The following is a 14,022-nucleotide window of genomic DNA, read 5'->3' on the forward strand; positions in this document are numbered from 1 at the left end:
GCGGGCGGGTAGCTTTGCGCTATAATTCCGCGCTTTTGCCCCCTTCGCCGGAGACCTTCATGACCCTGCCTCGCCTGCGCCTCAAAGCCAATGCCGACCGCCGTCTGCGCGCCGGGCACCTCTGGGTGTACAGCAACGAGGTGGACGTCGTCGCCACCCCGCTGACCGCCTTCGAGCCGGGCGATCAGGCCATCCTGGAAACCACCAGCGGCAAGCCGCTGGGCCTGGTGGCGCTGTCGCCCAACAACCTGATCTGCGCCCGCCTGTTCTCCCGCGACACCGGCTACCTGCTGGACAAGTCGCTGCTGGTGCACCGCGTCAAGGTCGCCCTGAGCCTGCGCGAGCGGCTGTTCGGCAGCCACTGCTATCGCCTGGTCTATGGCGATTCGGATTTCCTGCCGGGTCTGGTGGTGGATCGCTTCAACGACATCCTGGTGGTGCAGATCGCCTCGGCGACCATGGAGCGCCAGCGCGACGCCATCCTGGCCGCCCTGCTGCAGGTGTTCAAGCCTCACGGCGTGCTGTGGAAGAACGACGGCAGCGCCCGCGCGGCCGAGGGCCTTTCCAGCTACGTGGAAGTGGCCTATGGCGAGGTCCCCGACTGGGTGGCGCTGGAAGAGAACGGCGTGCGCTTCGAGGCGCCGGTGCGCGAAGGCCAGAAGACCGGCTGGTTCTATGACCACCGTCTGAATCGGGCGCGCCTGGCGCCCTATGTCGAAGGCAAGCGGGTGCTCGACCTGTTCAGCTACATCGGCGGCTGGGGCGTGCAGGCCGCGGCCTTTGGCGCCAGCGAGGTCATGTGCGTCGATGCCTCGGGCTTCGCCCTCGACGGCGTGGAGCGCAATGCCACCCTCAACGGCCTGGCGGAAAGGCTGGTCTGCGTCGAAGGCGATGTCTTCGAGGCGCTCAAGGAACTCAAGGCCGGCGAAGAGAAATTCGACGTCATCGTGGCCGACCCGCCGGCCTTCATCAAGAAGCGCAAGGACCTGAAGAACGGCGAGGCCGCCTATCGTCGCCTCAACGAACAGGCCATGCGCCTGCTGAACAAGGACGGCATCCTGGTCAGTGCCTCCTGTTCCATGCACCTGCCCGAAGACGACCTGCAGAACATCCTGCTCGGCAGCGCCCGCCATCTGGACCGCAACCTGCAGATCCTCGAACGCGGTGCCCAGGGCCCGGATCACCCGGTACACCCGGCGATCCCGGAGACCCGCTACATCAAGAGCCTTACCTGCCGGCTGCTGCCCAGCTGAGGCGCCAGGCAAAAAGAAAGCCGGACCAGGTCCGGCTTTTTCCTGCGTGTTCGACTGTCAGCTCAAGGCACGAATCAACTCGTCCTTCTTCATCCGCGAACGACCACGAATATCCTGCTCGGCGGCCTTCTTCACCAGTTCGTCGCGGGTCATGTCGCTGAGCGAGGTGCTGCCGCTGCGCGAACGCCGTGCCGAGGCCCGCCCGCTGTTGGGCGACTGACCCTGCTTGGTGGCCACCGCCCGCCGCGCGGAGTCCTTGCGATCCGCGCGCTTGGCAGTATCGCTCTTGCTCTTGCCGGAGCCCGCCTTTTCACCACCGCCGGACTGCTTGTTCACCGTCGCCCAGGCCCGCGCTTCGGCTTCCTCCTTGGAGACGCCCTTTTTCTCGTAGCTCTCCTCGATGTGCTCGGCCTTACGTTCCTGTTTGTCGCTGTACTTGGACTTGTCGCCGCGGGGCATGGCAGTCTCCTGGCTAGTCTTCCGCCTTGATGGTGGCCACGTCGGCTGCCTTCACCCGTACATGACGACCCGCCACGTCGGTGAATTCATAGAAGCCGTCGGCCGTCTTGCTGTTGGGACGATCTTCGGTGATGTACTGGGTACCGTCCTGCAGGGTAACCACCGTCTCGGTGGAACAGGCCGTCAGCCCCAGCAGGGTCAGGGCCAGCAATCCACCGCTTAGCAGGCGCTTCATGGCGCTTCCGGCGAGACGCGATGGATGGACACATCGTGCAGCGCCACCAGCGCCTGACCGGACTCGATATCGGCCAGGTGGAAGCGCTCGTCGTTGATCGCATCCAGGTGCCGGCAGGCCAGTTCGCGGACCACGTCGGTGATGGGTACGTCGAGATTGCTGATACGGTCGGTATAGCTTTCGCCCAGCAACTTGTAGTGGATTTCGTATTGGCTATCGGTGTCGTCACGCATGAGGGGTCTCCGCGAAAAGGCTGCCCGACTCGGGTTATTTCTATAGAGCCCGGGCAACCAGAGCGGTTCTTTTCCGCCCGTCAGACGCCGCCGAACGGTCGTCTGTCAAGTACCGCGAACCCGCTCTAGCGCAAGAGTTCAACGCCCTGCGCGCATCTGCTGCAACAGGGTGCTGCACTGGGCGCCCTGCTCGTTGCTCGGCGCCACCAGTGCCAGCAGACCGGCGGCCGGCGCCGCGAAGGTGGCGAGCAGTGCCGCCGCCGCGCCGCGGGCCGCCAGCGGCAGCGCCTTCACCCCTGGCGATGGATTCTTCAGGGTGCCACGCACATAGAGCGGCGAGCGCAGCGAGAAGATGCGCAGGCCCTTGCTGTGGGGATCGACGGTGAGATCCAGTCGTTCGCTCGCCAGGTTGATGGTGCCGGTGATGTTGATCAGGGCATTCTCGGTGTCGAGCACGAAGACCTGGGGCTGCACCAGGCCCTTCTTGAAGTCGAGATCGGCGACCGCGCAGTTGATCTCCACCTCGTCATCGCCGAACAGCCGATCGACCAGATAGTTGCCAACATTGAGTCCGGCGAGCTCCATCAGGCTCCGGCTGATGCGGCCGTCGTTCATCAGCAGCTTGAGTTCGCCGTTGCTGGTGCCGAGCAACGCCGCCACCGAGTTGCCGGTGCCGCTCAGGGTGGCATCGCCATTGAGTTCGCCCATGCTGCGCTTCATGGTCTCCACGGTGGGGAACAGCTGGTTCAACTTGACCCGGCGCACATGCAGATCGACCCGCCCCTGCAGGGGCGTCTTGTCGCCTTCCAGGCGCACCGTGGTGTTCAGATCACCCCCGGCCACGCCGAAACGCAGGGGGTCGAGCAGCAGCACGCCATCGGTCAGGCGCACGTGGGTGTTGAGATCGGTGATCGGCAGCTGCGCGTTCTGCACGATGCGCTTGCCGGTGAAACGCACGTCCGCATCCATGGCGCGCCAGCGCTCGGTGCGGAATTCGGAGACCGGCAGGGCCTTGTCCGCCGGCTGCTTGCTGGTTTCGCCCTTGGCCGCCTGCTGTTCCTTGGTATCGGCGCCGATCAGCGGCGCCAGGTCCTCGAACAGCAGCTGATCGGAGCGCAGGGTGCCACTGAGCTTGGGCCGTGGCTTGCCGCCGGTGAACAGCACCTCGCCGTGCAGGTCGCTCTTGCCGACCCGGCCATTGAAGTCTTCGTAGCTGAAGCGCGCGCCCGCCGGATCGTTGAGCTTGACCGTGAGATGGCCATCGGTGGCATAGGGCGCCGTCTCCGGCAGGGTGACCCCGGTCAGCGGATAGAGCTGCGCCAGGCTCTTGCCCTCCAGCACCAGGTGCAGATCCAGGGCACCCAGGCGCCGCGGATCGGTCAGGGTGCCAAAGACCTGGGCGCGGGTCTCGCCGGCACGGGCATCGAGCTGGATGGGAAAAGGCACATCGGCGTCCTGCAGCGCCAGCAGTCCGCCGATCTGGCCACGGCCACTGACCGGCACCTGCTTGTAGCTGCCTTCCACCGCCAGGGCGAACTGGAAGGGCTGGGTCTGCTTGACGTGGGAGCGCTGGCGCGAGGTGCCCTGCTTGCCCACCAGGTCGGCATAGGCGATGGGGGCGTCCAGGGAGGTGATCCGCGCGCGCAGCCGAGTGGCGGTCTGGGCATCGTCGAAGCCGACCTGGCCGGCGTCGAAGCCGATGGTGCCGATGTCCACGGTCCAGGCCGAGGGTTCGGCCTTGGGGTCTTTCTCGGCGGTCTCGAAGGTCCAGCTGTTGCGGCCATCGGCCAGCCGCTGGGCATTGACCACCGGCCCCGTGAGGTCGATGCGCGGGATATAGATCTGCTTGGCCAAGAGCGCCAGCGGCGAGATCTGCAGCTGAACCCGGTCGAGGTGAACGAAGGTCTTTTCCTTGGCCCAGTCCGGATTGCCCAGGGTCAGGTCTTCGGCGGCGATGTGGGGCCAGGGAATCCAGGCGCGCCAGCCGCCCTGATCCGGCTCGCGGTGCCAGACCACGCCCAGGTTGCCCTCGATGGCGAAGGGGCGGTGCAAGGCGCTCGACACCTGCTCGTTAATGGTCGGCTTGAGCCGATTCCAGTCGAAGGTGGCGAGCACCACCACCAGCACTACGAGCAGCAGCAGGATGATTCCCAGCAGCCAGGCGAGGATCTTGCGTGGGCGCGTCATGGCCGCCTCCTTGGATTTCCGTTCCCTCTTGGGTCTGCTCAGCGCAGCGGGGTTCCCTGGATAGACATCATGTCTTGCGCTGACGCAGTGCCAGCAGCGCCACCGCCACCCCGATCAGGGTCAGCAGCAGCAGGCTGCCGCGCAGGCCCACCTGCCCCGCCACGGCGCCGATCAGCGGCGGACCGAGCAGAAAGCCGAGATAGCCGGCCGTGGCGGTCATGGCGATGCCGGCAGCCGGTGTCTCGGCCACCTGGCCGGCGGCGCTGAAGGCCGCCGGTACCACATTGGACAGGCCCAGGCCGACCAGGGCGAAGCCGAGGATCGCGGTCCCGGGCGCCGGCAGGAAGACCGCCAGGGCCAGTCCCAGGGTCGCCAGCAGGGCGCCGCCTACGATCACCCGAGGACCGCCGAAGCGGCCGCGGATGCCGTCGCCGAACAGCCGGCCCACCAGCATGGTCAGCGAAAAGGCCGCATAGCCCAGGGTGGCCACCACCGGACTCGCCCCGCCCACCTGGCCCAGGTAGACGGCGCTCCAGTCGGTCATGGCGCCTTCCAGCATCAGGCAGCCCAGCGCGATCAGCCCCAGTGCGAGCACTCGCCGATCCGGCAGGCGCAGGGCATGACTGACCGGACTGCGATCGCCTTCGTCCAGGGCCAGGGCGGCGGGCAAGGCCAGCACCAGCGCCACCAGGGCGGCGGCCAGCAGTACCGCCAGCGCCGAGGCGCCCAGGTGCAGCACCAGGGCCCCCAGGCCGGCGCCGAGAAAGCCGCCCAGGCTGAAGGCGGCATGAAAGGACGACATCAGCGGACCATTCCAGCGGCTTTCGACATCGCTGGCATGGGCGTTCATGGCCACGTCGATCAATCCGTTGCACGCGCCGAGCAATAGCGCGCAGGGCAGCAGCCAGCCCAGCGACGGCGCCACCCCGGGCCCGCTCAGCACCAGCACGAAGGTCAGGATGCCCAGGCGGGTCAGGCGGCCGGTCCCTCCCAGGCGCGGCACCAGCACCCCGGCGAAGGGCATGGTCAGCAGGGCGCCGAGGGCGACCGCCAACAGCACCAGACTCAGCTGGCCGTCGCCCAGCAGCAGATCGCGCTTGAGTTCGGGAATGGCCGCCGCCCAGCCACCGATCCCGCAGCCGTTGGCGAGAAAGACGGTAAAGGTGGCGCGGCGCTGGCGACGCAAAACGGCGGAAGTCATGGCGATCCTTGGGTGAGCGGGCTAGCGGTCGCTGGCCAGCGAATGCAGTTGCAAGCCGGCGTCACGATAGGGTTGCAGACGCTCCTCGCTCAGCCCCGGTTCCAGCACCAGGTGGTTCAGCTGATCGAGGCGGAGCACGTGATAGAAGGCCACGCTGTCGAGCTTTTCGGCGGTCACCGCGACGGCGACCTGACCGCTCTGCTCGGCCACGGCCACCTTGAATTCGGCTTCTTCCAGGTCGAAGCCGGTCACCCCGGTTTCCACCGCCAGGGCGCAGGTCCCGAGAAAGGCCAGATCGGCGCGCACGCCGCGCAGATCGCGCAGCGCCCGGGCGCCCAGGCAGGCGCCCGATTCCGGCGCGGCCAGGCCGCCGATCATCAGCACCCGGATGCCCGGGCGCTGCAGCAGCGCCGCGGCGATCACCGGCGCATTGGTGGCCACGGTCAGGTCGAGATCCGTGGGCAGCGCCTGGGCGATGGCCAGATTGGTCGAGCCGGCATCCAGCAACAGCAGTTGCCCGCGCTGCACCAGCCTGGCCGCGGCCAGGCCCAGCGCCTGCTTGGCCGCCTCGTCCTGGCCGATACGCGCCGGCAGCGCCTCCGGTGGCGTCAGCAGCGAGAGCGCCCCGCCATACACCCGGCGGCACAGCCCCTGGCGGGCCAGCTCACGCAGGTCGCGACGCACGCTGTCTTCGGAAATGCCCCAGGTCGCGGCCAACTCGGCGGACAGGACCCGGCCCTGTTCGCGCAGCAGGGCCAGGATCGCGGCCTGGCGTTCTTCGGGAAGGTGAATGGCAGTCATGGCTGATACTCCAGGAGGATCAGCAGATCATGCACAATCATTTACAAACGTGCAACATCATGCACTGGATGACATCTTGCTCCTGGCATCCAGCCAGCGGCCGCCAAAGACGTTGATCAGCAGGCCGAGCATGACCGCCACGCCACCCACTTCCTGCTGGAGGGTCATCTGCTCACCGAGCAACACGGCGGCCGAGGTCAGCCCCACCACCGGCACCAGCAGGGAAAAGGGCGCCACCTGGCCGGCCGGATAGCGTGACAGCAGCCGACTCCAGGTGCCGTAGCCGACCAGGGTGGCGATAAAGGCCAGGTAGACGATGGCGAAGATCGAACCGGCCGACAGTGAGGTCAGCGCCGTGGCGATCTGCTCGGGACCTTCCAGTAGCAGCGACAGGACGAAAAAGGGAATGGGCGGAATCAGGCTGCCCCAGACCACCAGGCCGAGCATGTCCACCTTGCCGATCTTCTTGGTGACGATATTGCCCAGTCCCCACATGGCCGCCGCTGCCAGGGTCAGCAGGAAGCCGGCCAGGGTCATGGTGACGCCATGCTCGGTACCGATCAGCAGCAGGCCCAGCGCCGCCACCAGCAGCCCGACCAGGCTCGCCCGGCGCACCTTCTCACCGAGAAAGGTCGCCGCGAATGCCAGGGTGAAGAAGGCCTGGGCCTGCAAGACCAGCGAGGCCAGCCCCGCCGGCATGCCCACGTACATGGCCGAGAACAGGAAGGCAAATTGACCCAGGGAAATGGTCAGGCCGTAGGCCAGCAGCAGTCGCCAGGACACCTGGGGACGCCGCACGAAGAGGATGGCCGGAAAGGCCGCCAGGCAGAATCTCAGGGTGCCCAGCAGCATGGGCGGCACGCCATGCAGGCCGAGCTTGATGACGACGAAGTTCACCCCCCAGGCCAGAATGACGACCAGTGCCAGCAACAGATCCCGGGGTGCCATCGACAACTCCTTGAACGCATTCAGATAGTTAGGCGGCTACCCTACTCCTTTGCGCCCGCGCTGCGGCGTCACAGTTGCACACAAATTCGGCCAGTCACTCTGCATGCAAAGAAAAACCGCAGCCTGGGCTGCGGTTCGTCGGGATCAGGCGCTGCGCTTGTCACGCAGGGGGTCATGACCCCAGTTCATCAGCGACTTGCGCCAGCGCGAGTCTTCGATGTCGCCGTCCGGTCGCTGCTTGAGGTGGCGATGCACATAGCCGATGACCTTGCGCATGGCCTTGTAGTCGTCGTCTTCCAGCTCGGCCTGGCGCTTGCCCTTGAGCTCGAGGATGCGCTCACCCATGGCATGACCGACCGCCTTGCCGTCGTTGGCGGCCTTGACCTTCTTGCCACCCTTGGTCATGCCCACGCCCTTGCTGGTGTCACCGCTGAGCCATTTGCGCAGCTGACTCGGGGTCATGTTGACCACCTGCTTGAACTCGCTGCGGACCTCTTTCTTGTCGTCTTTCTTGTCGTCGTTGGAAGCCTTCTTGGTGCTCATTTTTCACCTGCCTTTTGCAACGCCTTCACCAGTTCGTCTTTCTTCATGCGCGACCGGCCCCGCACCTCGCGACGCGCCGCACGCTTCATCAGCTCGTCCTTGGTCAGACCGGCCAGGCCCGACTCACGCGCCGCCGCCGTCTTGCGCGCCACGTCGGCCGGCTGCTTGGAATGCTGCTTGCCGCGGCGCGTGTCACGGCGCTTCTTGGCGGTGGTGCGCTGGTACTCTTCCTTGCTCAGGGAGTCGCGGGCCTTTTCCGGCAGATAGCGCTCGCCGGTCTCCTCGGACTTCTTGCCGGAGCGGGTATCCCACTTCTCGTCGGTCCACTGCTGCAGATGATTGTCCTTGCCCTTGCCGCCCTGGTATTCACCACCGCGCTTCTGGTACTCCTGGGAGGCCAGCTGCGCCTTGCGCGCCGACCACTGACCGGGCTTGCCGCCCTTGTCGCCCTCGGTAATCTCTTTCTTCACCTTTTCCCAGAGTTCGGGATCGCTCTTCTTGGCCGTCGCACTCATGGCTCACCTCAGGTTGGGGATCACTGCAGTCGCTGTCTCTAGGATGACTGTTCAACCGAAACGGGGGTTCGCGCCAGGCGACGAATGCCCCTACCCTGCGTCTTCCGGTATCCAGAGAAAGTCATGTCCCTCGTCACCCTGCTCCGCCGTCGCCTGATCCCGCTGCTCTTCGTCACCCTGCTGGTCGGGGTCGGGGTCCCCTATGGCTGCTCGGAACTGGCCTATCGCGAACGCCAGTGGGTGTTCAGCATCGAGCCGGGCAATGCCAGCTGGTTCACCGGCGTGCCGGAAGGCGTCCGCCAGTTCAACCTGCCGGTGCCGGACGGCCTGACCGGCACCGACTACCTGCACGCCTGGTGGTGGCCCGCCCGCCGTCCGGACGCCCCCGCCCTGCTCTATCTGCACGGCACCCGCTGGAATCTCACCGCCCAGGTCCGGCGCATCGCCACCCTTCGGCAACTCGGCTATTCGGTGCTGGCCATCGACTATCGCGGCTTTGGCGAAAGTCCTGGCGACGTGCCCTCCGAACGCAGCGTCTACCAGGACGCCCGGGTCGCCTGGAAGCACCTGCAGAGCCTGCAGCCCGATCCCCGCAAGAGATACATCTATGGCCACTCACTGGGCGGCGCCGTGGCGGTGGACCTGGCCTGGCGCATCGCCCGCGACGGGGATCCCACCGGCGACTACCCCTCCGCGGCCGGTCTGATCATCGAATCCACCTTCACCACCCTGGCCGATGCCGCCTCGGCGGTGGTCGATACCCGCTTTCCCCTACGCTGGCTGATGTCGGAGAAATTCGATTCCCTGGACAAGATCCCGGACATCCATATCCCGGTGCTCATCGTCCACGGCAGCGACGATCGCTATGTCCCTCCCCGCTTCAGCGAAGCCCTCTATGCGGCGGCCCGGCCGCCCAAGCGCCTGCTGCTGATCCCCGGCGGGACCCACTCCAACAGCATGGTGATAGGCACGCGCGACTATGCCGCCGCCTTGCGCGAGCTGTTCGGCGGCGCGCACCTGAGTGAAGCGGAAAAGGAGCAATCATCGACGGGAGGCTAGAGACTTTCTGAAAGGCATCGACGGCGCTGATAGTCACTATCTCGCCAGTCTATTTTTTTCGAGCGGTCCTGCTCGGGATACTGAACTCACTCCAGCACAGTTTCCCCAGAGGACACCATCATGAACCTGCGTATCGCCTTCGGTTTCGCCCTGACCGCCCTGGCCCTGAACACCTTCGCCCAGGACTTCGCCTTCACCCCCAGCGCCGCCACCCAGGTCGCCGAGGAATCCAGCCAGCGCCCGCTGGGCCAGCTGATCAAGCAACAGCAGCAGCGCCTGCAGCAGCGCACCCTGGCCGAAGAGTCCAGCCTGCGTCCCCTGGGTGAAGTCATCAAGCAGCAGCAACGCCAGGTGCAGGAACGCCGGATCGCCGAGGAATCCAGCCTGCGCCCCCTGGGCCAGATGATCGAAGACCAGCAACAGCGCCTCGGTGACGATACGGTGGCCGAAGAATCCAGCCAGCGTCCCATGGGTCGGCTGATCGACCGTCAGCAGCATCGCCTGCAGAATGACGCCCTGGCCGAAAACGGTTCGGCCCAGACCCTCGACCGCCTGATCGAGGCCGGCCAGACCCGCCAGGCCTGAGTCCTAGCCGTCCCTTCCTGCCCGGCCTTGCGCCGGGCTCGCTCAGTGGCTCTTCTCGCTACCCGGCCCGATACTGGCCGGCGCCTCCACCACCAGCTCCTGCGGCACCTCGTCGATGCGCGGATCCAGTGCCGCTGCCATCGGACTCACCGTATCCGGCATGGCCACGTGATGCAGCGGCGCCTCGTCCAGCCGGTGTTCGCCACTGACGAAGCGGGGCTGCACGAAGACGATCAAAATCACGGCATAGGCCGAGGTCAGCACATAGAAGGTGCCCGGGCCGAAATGCTCCATGGCCGCACCGGCCAGCAGCGGCCCGATACAGGCCCCCACGCCATAGGTGGTCAGCAGCATCGCCGACAATTCCACGCGCCGCTCGGGTTCGACATGGTCGTTGGCAAAGGCCGTTGCCAGCGGATAGAGGGTGAACAGCAGCATGCCCGAGACGAAGCCCGCGGCCAGCAGCCAGGGATAGGGCAAGGTGATCAGTCCCCACAGCGGTACCGCCGCCAGGCACAGCAACACCGCATTGGCGCGGATCAGCTTGCAGCGATCGAGGCGATCCGACAGCCAGCCCAGCGGCCACTGGGCGCAGAACCCCGCGACGATGCACAGCCCCACATAGAAGCTCGATTGCGCCGTATCCAGGCCACTGCGACTGGCGAACACCGGCGCCAGGCCATAGAAGCCCCCAACCAGCAGCCCCGCGGTAAAGATGGTCACCAGCGACTGGGGCACCCGCTGCCAGAAGAAACGGATCTCCAGCGGTGCCGCCACCAGCTTGGCCGGGTGCACCCGCCGGGTCATGGCCAGGGGAATCAGGCAGGAAGCGAAGCAGATGGCCACCAGCAGCAGCGGCTTGTAGTCGAGTTGCGGATGCCAGGCCAATAACGCCTGGCCGATCACCAGCCCCAGGTCCACCGCCACCATGTAGCCGGCGAACACCTTGCCACGCTGGTGATTTTCCGCCTGCTCGTTGAGCCAGCTCTCGATCACCATGTACTGATTCATCATCACCACGCCCATGACGAATCTCAGCGCGATCCAGACGTTCAGGTCATCGATCAGGGCATGGATGAGCACGGTGACCGTCGCCGCACCGGCGCAGGCCACATAGGAACGGATATGGCCGACACTGGCGATCAGTCGATGGCCGAACTTGCCGCCGCACACCAGCCCGAAGTAATAGGCCGCCATCAGGGCGCCGGTCCACAGGTCCCCCGCCCCCTGCTCGGTCAGTCGCAGACCGATATAGGTGGTGAAGAGACCGGAACCGGCCAGCATCAGGAGGGTGGCGAAATAGAGCGCAGGAAAGGTAACGAGAGGGCTGAACATCAGGGATCACATGAAGAGAAACGAAAAAGCCGGAGCGGAGCAGCGGTGCTGAGCGTCGGGATGGGGGAAGGGAAAGCTGTCGAAAGCAGGTATGCCGGACTACTCCGGCTCTTGCCGCCGATTGGTCTCGGTACGCTGGCGCTGCCGCCACTGGTCCAGATAGACCACCTGGCCATGCTCGGGCTTGGCCTGATAGGCAGGCGCCGAAGCCACTACCGAATCGGCCGTCGGGCGTTCGACCTCGGGTACCACGAAGGGGGCGAATTCGACCTTGGCCAGGGTCTTGCCGAACAGGGCCAGAGAGGCGTCGAGCCGCTCCTCTCCCGTCACAGTGAATTCGAAGGAAAACAGTCGCGCCAGGCGCTTGCGTCCCTTGGCATCGGCCAGCCAGCGAAAGCGCGAGAAAGCCACGGCGCCATCGAGCAGCAGCACCTTGCGGCGGCGACACTCCTGCTCGGCCAGCAGCAGCGCGCGCTCGCGAATGCCATGGGCATGCCAGAACCACAGACCAATGCCGACCGCGCCCAGCAACAGGCAGAGATTACCTAGCGTCAGCATCTTCGCTCCTCATCGAAGGGTACCGCCGTCACTGACGCCGCGCAGCGTCACCAGATGCCGTCTCGTTCAACAGGCGAATGTTCTCACGCTCGCCTTTGTACAGCGCCAGAGGGGCGATTTCCTTACCCAGCAACGGCACCTGCTGTTGGTGCCATATGTAGTAGAAAACGTTCAGTACCACCAATAGCAGAAACAACCAACGCATCATTCGTTCTCGAGCGGACACGCCAAAGCCAATCCAGCAAACACCATATCGGGCACGATCCGCGCGCCCGGAACGACATGTTTGACCAGTTCCGCGTCACCCCCGGTCAGAAAGATCTCGCAACCTTCGGCGAACATTTCCTGAGCCAGTTCGTATTGGGTACGGACGAAACCCTTGAGCATGTACAGACACCCACGCTCCACGGCCTCGATGGTCGTGCGTCCCGGCGCCTCGTAGCGTTCACCACTGGCCCAATGTGGATCGTAGCGGATCCGACGGGTATGGGTCTGCAGTTCCCGACGCATCAACGGAATCCCCGGACAGATGAACCCCCCCTGATGCTCGCCCTGGGCATCGACCAGATCTGCGGTGACCGCCGTCCCCAGGTCCAGGACCACGCAGGCCTTGCCCTCGGCCAACTGCACCGCGGCCAGGATCACCAGCCAGCGATCCATGCCCAGACGCTGATGGTCACGATAGCCATTGCGCACGCCATTCCACACCTCGACCGGCAGGGCCTGGTGACAGGCGATGCCAAAGGTGGCGGTGAGCCGCTCCTTGAGCTGCTGGGTCTCTTCGTCGCTGCGCACGCTGACCAGCCGGCAGGCCGCCAGGGCAGGACTGTCCGACTGGGAAAGCGCCGCGATCAGGGCGTCGTCGCTGTCGACGATGCCGGTATCCACCACCTCGGCACCGGCCGCGAGCAGGCGCCACTTGATGAGGCTGTTACCGCAATCGAGTTCAAGAATCATGATCTAGGCTCAGGCTCAATTCGCCACCGCTGAATGCCTGCGTCTGACCGTCTACATGCATGAGAATAGCCCCATCTTCGGCAACTCCTGCCACTGTGCCCTGGATACAGCGAACCCCCGAAGAAAGGGTTACCGCTCGACCTTGCCAGCCATGATAACGCTCCCACTCGCTGCGCAGGGCGGCGAATCCGGACCGGCGATGAATCTGCCACAGACTGTCGATTTCCCGGAGCAGCAGGCTGGCGACCTGGTTGCGGTCCTGCAGACCGCCCAAGGCCTCGGCCATGGAGATCCACGGCTGATCGATGTTGTCGGCGAGGCGCATGTTGACGTTGATGCCGATACCGATGATGGCCTGGCAGACGTCCTGCGGATCACCCGACAACTCGATGAGGATGCCGGCCAGCTTGCGCCCGCGGACCAGGACGTCGTTGGGCCACTTCAGGCAGGCGTCCTCGACGCCCAGCTGTTGCAGGGTACGGATCACCGCCAGGCCCATGGTCAGGCTCAGGGCCTGCAGTTTCTGGATCCCGCCCGGGCTGGAGACCACGGCGGTGAGATAGACATTCTTGCCATAGGGGCTGACCCAGGCGCGGCCACGACGACCACGACCGGCCTGCTGATGCTCGGCCAGCAAGGCGAATGGCGGTTGCTGCTGCGGCAGACGGCGTTGCGCCTCGGCATTGGTGGAGTCTATGGAGGCCAGGACCGTTACCGGCCAACCGCCCTCCTGCGCGATCCGCTCTGCATCGAGCAGCGACAGGGGCTCCTCCAGGCGGTAACCCCGTCCCGGAACCTTGAACACCTCGACGCCCAGGTCATCTTCCAGCGTCTTCAGCCGCTTCCAGATGGCACTCCTGGAGACGCCCAAGGCTTCACCAAGCTCGACGCCGGAATGAAATTTTCCATCACTCAGCAGTTTCAGCAACGGCATCCCGAACTCCGTTCGACTTTCTTCCGCCCCAAAGACAACACCCCCGCCAGAGTGAACTGAGCGGGGGTGCTGGGTGTTAGGCGCTTGACGATGACCTACTCTCACATGGGGAAGCCCCACACTACCATCGGCGATGCATCGTTTCACTTCTGAGTTCGGGAAGGGATCAGGTGGTTCCAATGCTCTATGTTCGTCAAGCAATTCGGTTGGCTGGCCAGG

Annotated in this window: 17 protein-coding genes and 1 rRNA gene; 3 read left to right on the forward strand and 15 right to left on the reverse strand. The window is 65.4% G+C overall.

Annotated elements, in window-relative coordinates:
• The first annotated feature begins 59 nt into the window (after positions 1 to 59).
• Positions 60 to 1,253, forward strand: coding sequence for a class I SAM-dependent rRNA methyltransferase (locus PSK12I2_RS0115345; RefSeq protein ID WP_027599077.1), 1,194 nt, complete (start codon positions 60 to 62; stop codon positions 1,251 to 1,253).
• Positions 1,254 to 1,310: 57 nt separating this feature from the next.
• Here PSK12I2_RS0115345 and PSK12I2_RS0115350 read toward each other — a convergent pair whose 3' ends face one another.
• The 9 genes from PSK12I2_RS0115350 to PSK12I2_RS0115390 form a co-directional block, all read right to left on the reverse strand.
• Positions 1,311 to 1,712: a Rho termination factor N-terminal domain-containing protein gene (locus PSK12I2_RS0115350; protein WP_027599078.1), complete on the reverse strand. Its 402-nt coding sequence runs from the start codon at positions 1,710 to 1,712 to the stop codon at positions 1,311 to 1,313.
• A 13-nt stretch (positions 1,713 to 1,725) separates the two neighbouring features.
• Complete coding sequence (locus PSK12I2_RS0115355; RefSeq protein WP_027599079.1) at positions 1,726 to 1,947, reverse strand: YgdI/YgdR family lipoprotein; 222 nt, start codon at positions 1,945 to 1,947, stop codon at positions 1,726 to 1,728.
• Positions 1,944 to 2,180 carry a hypothetical protein gene (locus PSK12I2_RS0115360; RefSeq protein WP_007162599.1) on the reverse strand — a complete coding sequence of 79 codons (237 nt, stop codon included), beginning with the start codon at positions 2,178 to 2,180 and terminating at the stop codon, positions 1,944 to 1,946. The genes PSK12I2_RS0115355 and PSK12I2_RS0115360 overlap by 4 nt, the downstream gene beginning before the upstream one ends.
• Positions 2,181 to 2,318: 138 nt before the next feature.
• Complete coding sequence (locus PSK12I2_RS0115365) at positions 2,319 to 4,367, reverse strand: AsmA family protein (protein ID WP_027599080.1); 2,049 nt, start codon at positions 4,365 to 4,367, stop codon at positions 2,319 to 2,321.
• A 67-nt stretch (positions 4,368 to 4,434) separates the two neighbouring features.
• Positions 4,435 to 5,568, reverse strand: a complete 1,134-nt coding sequence (locus tag PSK12I2_RS0115370) for an MFS transporter (protein ID WP_027599081.1) — start codon at positions 5,566 to 5,568, stop codon at positions 4,435 to 4,437.
• A gap of 21 nt (positions 5,569 to 5,589) precedes the next feature.
• On the reverse strand, positions 5,590 to 6,369 hold the full coding sequence (locus tag PSK12I2_RS0115375; protein ID WP_027599082.1) for a DeoR/GlpR family DNA-binding transcription regulator: 780 nt from the start codon (positions 6,367 to 6,369) through the stop codon (positions 5,590 to 5,592).
• Between the two features lie 57 nt (positions 6,370 to 6,426).
• A complete protein-coding gene (locus tag PSK12I2_RS0115380) occupies positions 6,427 to 7,317 on the reverse strand; it encodes an EamA family transporter (RefSeq protein ID WP_027599083.1) in 891 nt (296 codons plus the stop codon).
• 144 nt (positions 7,318 to 7,461) lie between these two features.
• Positions 7,462 to 7,860: a DUF3140 domain-containing protein gene (locus PSK12I2_RS0115385; protein WP_007162604.1), complete on the reverse strand. Its 399-nt coding sequence runs from the start codon at positions 7,858 to 7,860 to the stop codon at positions 7,462 to 7,464.
• The gene (locus PSK12I2_RS0115390; RefSeq protein WP_007162605.1) at positions 7,857 to 8,375 is read right to left on the reverse strand and encodes a hypothetical protein; all 519 of its coding nucleotides are present in this window, start codon (positions 8,373 to 8,375) and stop codon (positions 7,857 to 7,859) included. The genes PSK12I2_RS0115385 and PSK12I2_RS0115390 overlap by 4 nt, the downstream gene beginning before the upstream one ends.
• 123 nt (positions 8,376 to 8,498) lie before the next feature.
• Here PSK12I2_RS0115390 and PSK12I2_RS0115400 point away from each other — a divergent pair, with 123 nt between their 5' ends.
• Together PSK12I2_RS0115400 and PSK12I2_RS0115405 are read left to right on the forward strand one after the other, a co-directional pair.
• Entirely contained in the window at positions 8,499 to 9,434 is a 936-nt protein-coding gene (locus PSK12I2_RS0115400; RefSeq protein WP_027599084.1) for an alpha/beta hydrolase, read from the forward strand.
• Positions 9,435 to 9,554: 120 nt separating this feature from the next.
• Entirely contained in the window at positions 9,555 to 10,019 is a 465-nt protein-coding gene (locus tag PSK12I2_RS0115405) for a hypothetical protein (protein WP_027599085.1), read from the forward strand.
• 42 nt (positions 10,020 to 10,061) lie between these two features.
• On the opposite strand, the gene PSK12I2_RS0115410 is transcribed toward PSK12I2_RS0115405, so the two are convergent.
• The 6 genes from PSK12I2_RS0115410 to rrf all read right to left on the reverse strand — a co-directional run bounded on the left by PSK12I2_RS0115410 (position 10,062) and on the right by rrf (position 14,001).
• Positions 10,062 to 11,354, reverse strand: a complete 1,293-nt coding sequence (locus PSK12I2_RS0115410; protein WP_007162608.1) for an MFS transporter — start codon at positions 11,352 to 11,354, stop codon at positions 10,062 to 10,064.
• Between the two features lie 99 nt (positions 11,355 to 11,453).
• The gene (locus PSK12I2_RS0115415; RefSeq protein ID WP_027599086.1) at positions 11,454 to 11,912 is read right to left on the reverse strand and encodes a DUF3301 domain-containing protein; all 459 of its coding nucleotides are present in this window, start codon (positions 11,910 to 11,912) and stop codon (positions 11,454 to 11,456) included.
• 28 nt (positions 11,913 to 11,940) lie between these two features.
• Positions 11,941 to 12,120, reverse strand: coding sequence for a hypothetical protein (locus PSK12I2_RS23980; RefSeq protein WP_037006863.1), 180 nt, complete (start codon positions 12,118 to 12,120; stop codon positions 11,941 to 11,943).
• Positions 12,117 to 12,869, reverse strand: a complete 753-nt coding sequence (locus PSK12I2_RS0115425; RefSeq protein WP_027599087.1) for a type III pantothenate kinase — start codon at positions 12,867 to 12,869, stop codon at positions 12,117 to 12,119. The genes PSK12I2_RS23980 and PSK12I2_RS0115425 overlap by 4 nt, the downstream gene beginning before the upstream one ends.
• Complete coding sequence (gene birA / locus PSK12I2_RS0115430; RefSeq protein ID WP_027599088.1) at positions 12,859 to 13,803, reverse strand: bifunctional biotin--[acetyl-CoA-carboxylase] ligase/biotin operon repressor BirA; 945 nt, start codon at positions 13,801 to 13,803, stop codon at positions 12,859 to 12,861. The genes PSK12I2_RS0115425 and birA overlap by 11 nt, the downstream gene beginning before the upstream one ends.
• 82 nt (positions 13,804 to 13,885) lie before the next feature.
• Positions 13,886 to 14,001: ribosomal RNA gene (gene rrf, locus PSK12I2_RS0115435) — 5S ribosomal RNA — on the reverse strand.
• Between the last annotated feature and the right edge of the window lie 21 nt (positions 14,002 to 14,022).

It is taken from the genome of Pseudomonas sp. MOIL14HWK12:I2, assembly GCF_000510745.1.
Lineage (GTDB): Bacteria > Pseudomonadota > Gammaproteobacteria > Pseudomonadales > Pseudomonadaceae > Chryseomonas > Chryseomonas oryzihabitans.

Excerpts from the sequence above, each read along its gene's own strand:
- PSK12I2_RS0115415 (WP_027599086.1), bottom strand. The coding sequence starts at position 11,912 with ATGCTGACGCTAGGTAATCTCTGCCTGTTGCTGGGCGCGGTCGGCATT.
- PSK12I2_RS0115365 (WP_027599080.1), bottom strand. The coding sequence starts at position 4,367 with ATGACGCGCCCACGCAAGATCCTCGCCTGGCTGCTGGGAATCATCCTG.
- PSK12I2_RS0115375 (WP_027599082.1), bottom strand. The coding sequence starts at position 6,369 with ATGACTGCCATTCACCTTCCCGAAGAACGCCAGGCCGCGATCCTGGCC.
- PSK12I2_RS0115370 (WP_027599081.1), bottom strand. The coding sequence starts at position 5,568 with ATGACTTCCGCCGTTTTGCGTCGCCAGCGCCGCGCCACCTTTACCGTC.
- PSK12I2_RS0115390 (WP_007162605.1), bottom strand. The coding sequence starts at position 8,375 with ATGAGTGCGACGGCCAAGAAGAGCGATCCCGAACTCTGGGAAAAGGTG.
- PSK12I2_RS0115385 (WP_007162604.1), bottom strand. The coding sequence starts at position 7,860 with ATGAGCACCAAGAAGGCTTCCAACGACGACAAGAAAGACGACAAGAAA.
- PSK12I2_RS0115405 (WP_027599085.1), top strand. The coding sequence starts at position 9,555 with ATGAACCTGCGTATCGCCTTCGGTTTCGCCCTGACCGCCCTGGCCCTG.
- PSK12I2_RS23980 (WP_037006863.1), bottom strand. The coding sequence starts at position 12,120 with ATGATGCGTTGGTTGTTTCTGCTATTGGTGGTACTGAACGTTTTCTAC.
- PSK12I2_RS0115400 (WP_027599084.1), top strand. The coding sequence starts at position 8,499 with ATGTCCCTCGTCACCCTGCTCCGCCGTCGCCTGATCCCGCTGCTCTTC.
- PSK12I2_RS0115380 (WP_027599083.1), bottom strand. The coding sequence starts at position 7,317 with ATGGCACCCCGGGATCTGTTGCTGGCACTGGTCGTCATTCTGGCCTGG.
- birA (WP_027599088.1), bottom strand. The coding sequence starts at position 13,803 with ATGCCGTTGCTGAAACTGCTGAGTGATGGAAAATTTCATTCCGGCGTC.
- PSK12I2_RS0115355 (WP_027599079.1), bottom strand. The coding sequence starts at position 1,947 with ATGAAGCGCCTGCTAAGCGGTGGATTGCTGGCCCTGACCCTGCTGGGG.
- PSK12I2_RS0115360 (WP_007162599.1), bottom strand. The coding sequence starts at position 2,180 with ATGCGTGACGACACCGATAGCCAATACGAAATCCACTACAAGTTGCTG.
- PSK12I2_RS0115345 (WP_027599077.1), top strand. The coding sequence starts at position 60 with ATGACCCTGCCTCGCCTGCGCCTCAAAGCCAATGCCGACCGCCGTCTG.
- PSK12I2_RS0115350 (WP_027599078.1), bottom strand. The coding sequence starts at position 1,712 with ATGCCCCGCGGCGACAAGTCCAAGTACAGCGACAAACAGGAACGTAAG.
- PSK12I2_RS0115425 (WP_027599087.1), bottom strand. The coding sequence starts at position 12,869 with ATGATTCTTGAACTCGATTGCGGTAACAGCCTCATCAAGTGGCGCCTG.
- PSK12I2_RS0115410 (WP_007162608.1), bottom strand. The coding sequence starts at position 11,354 with ATGTTCAGCCCTCTCGTTACCTTTCCTGCGCTCTATTTCGCCACCCTC.